Source organism: Shewanella sp. (assembly GCF_051658185.1).
GTDB lineage: Bacteria > Pseudomonadota > Gammaproteobacteria > Enterobacterales > Shewanellaceae > Shewanella.
In genome coordinates this window covers 1-2,106 of sequence record NZ_JBOFMC010000166.1, presented here as the reverse complement: position 1 = coordinate 2,106, position 2,106 = coordinate 1, and the positions used below count along the sequence as shown (strand labels likewise).

General features: G+C 47.7%; 3 protein-coding genes. 2 read left to right on the top strand and 1 reads right to left on the bottom strand.

Annotated features, from left to right (window positions below; genetic code table 11):
• The first annotated feature begins 77 nt into the window (after window positions 1-77).
• Together ACRCZA_RS06890 and ACRCZA_RS06885 are read left to right on the top strand one after the other, a co-directional pair.
• Complete coding sequence (locus ACRCZA_RS06890; protein WP_438673716.1) at window positions 78-1,580, top strand: transglycosylase SLT domain-containing protein; 1,503 nt, start codon at window positions 78-80, stop codon at window positions 1,578-1,580.
• 247 nt (window positions 1,581-1,827) lie between these two features.
• Window positions 1,828-1,959, top strand: coding sequence for a hypothetical protein (locus tag ACRCZA_RS06885; protein WP_438673715.1), 132 nt, complete (start codon window positions 1,828-1,830; stop codon window positions 1,957-1,959).
• Here the strand turns inward: ACRCZA_RS06885 and ACRCZA_RS06880 are convergent.
• The coding region (locus ACRCZA_RS06880; RefSeq protein WP_438673717.1) for a sodium-dependent bicarbonate transport family permease at window positions 1,956-2,106 on the bottom strand (151 nt) is incomplete at its 5' end. The genes ACRCZA_RS06885 and ACRCZA_RS06880 overlap by 4 nt on opposite strands.

Sequence of the window (2,106 nt, the reverse complement as noted above, 5' to 3'; positions counted from 1 at the left end):
AAGCCGGCGAATTTAGCGCAGCCAACCCGATTCGTATCTAAAATGAAGTCAGTCGAGTTCCTAGGTAGGTCGAAATCATGTTGCGTTTGAACTTTATCCAAGGCACTGCGTGTTGCTTGGTGTTGTGGGCATCATCCTTGTTCGCTTCTGCAAAAGACGTTGATATTATTACCCCTATGCCGCCCCTGAGTGAAGAGGTGTTTTCTATCCCGCTAGATTGGCTCAAACCTTGGCGCGGGGATTTTGATGAGATGATCGAGCGTGGCTTTATTCGCGTCCTGACGACCTACAATAAATCCTATTATTTTATTGATAATCGCGGCAACCAACGGGGGATCACCTACGATACGTTTATGGAGTTTGAGCGGCAGTTAAATGCACAATTGCTCAAGCAAAAAAAGTTATCCCATCGGCATCTCAAAGTCCGTGTTGTCTTTATTCCGGTTGCCCGTAATGAGCTTATTTCGGCGTTGGTTGCGGGGCGAGGGGATATTGCCGCAGCCAATTTAACGATTACTCCCGATAGACTCAGTCAGGTGGAGTTTACCAAACCGCTTTCGAAGGATGTCAAAGAGGTGCTGTTATCGGCCCCCGGGCTGCCGGTGTTAACGCACATTGAGGAGCTCAGCGGTAAAGCGGTTTTTGTGCGCCGTTCATCCAGTTACTATGAAAGCCTTGTCGCGTTAAATCAGCAACTTGCCAGTAAGCAGCTTGCGCCCGTAAACCTCAGTTATGCACCTGAAGTGCTTGAAGATGAAGATCTGATTGAAATGCTTAATGCCAATTTAGTCTCATATATTGTCGTGGATAACCACAAGGCGAGTTTTTGGCAAAAGATCTTTCCTAAAATCAATATCAATGAGCAAGTGAACCTGCGCGAACAAGGCGAGATTGCCTGGGCATTGCGTAAGGACAGCCCGCAGTTATTGGCGCGGCTCAATCAATATACTGAAAATAATGCCCAAGGCAGCAAGGTTGCCAATGTCATTTTGCAAAACTACTTAGTGAATACCAAATATGTCACCGATGCGATTAGCGAAAAAGAGCGCGCTAAATTCGTCAAGATCTCCGATCATTTTCGTAAATATGGGGCTAAGTACGATATTGATTGGCTGTTAATGACAGCCCAAGGCTATCAAGAATCCAAACTCAATCAGGCGGCCCGCAGTAAAGTGGGGGCGATTGGGGTCATGCAGGTGATGCCCGCAACCGGCAAACAGATGAATGTGGGGGATATTCGTAAAGTTGAGCCTAACATTCATGCCGGGGTGAAATATGTGCGTTGGATGATCGACAATTTTTATCAAGATGAACAAATGACGCCCCTCGATAAGGCATTATTTGCCTTTGCCTCCTATAACGCAGGGCCCGCCCGTATCACGCGCTTGCGCCAGTTAGCCGAGCAACGCGGTTATAAGCCGAACGTGTGGTTTGCTAACGTAGAATACCTTGCCGCTGAAAAAATTGGTGCAGAAACGGTAACTTACGTCAGTAATATCTATAAATACTACATTGCCTACCGTTTACTGGCTGAGCACATGGAGGATAAATCTAAATTCAAAGAATTGCTTGAGCAATAATCTTGCGAAGTGCTATCCGCGTGTTGAGTCTTTAGCTGCTGATAACCCTAAACAGCGCTTTATCGCTAACACGCTGCTGAGCTTAAAAACGCCCGACTTGAATGGGCGCATTGGTATATTGGAGCGGTACATTAGAGCATTAGAGCATTAGAGCATTAGAGCATTAGAGCATTAGAGCATTAGAGCATTGGCGCTATTTGGCCAACAGCACATGCTAGCCTTGGTAAATGGCCGATGGTGCGCGCCAATGAAGGCGCTAACCTGTTATCGGCCTTACCTGTGGGCCAGCAGTAACCGCTGGCTCAACATCTGGCTCAATATCAGCACTAACACCAATATCAACAGCAACACCCACTCCCACACCTATCTCCAGAGCTAAGCGGTCATCAGCATCACCCAATGTTGATACAGGGGGAGGCCAATGAGTACGTTTATGGGGAAGGTGATCCCCAATGATGCGAGCATGGCAAGGCCAATGTTGGCCTGTGGGATCGCGGCGCGAATGGCGGCGGGGGCGGCAATATAG

Excerpts from the sequence above, each read along its gene's own strand:
- ACRCZA_RS06890 (WP_438673716.1), top strand. The coding sequence starts at position 78 with ATGTTGCGTTTGAACTTTATCCAAGGCACTGCGTGTTGCTTGGTGTTG.
- ACRCZA_RS06885 (WP_438673715.1), top strand. The coding sequence starts at position 1,828 with ATGAAGGCGCTAACCTGTTATCGGCCTTACCTGTGGGCCAGCAGTAAC.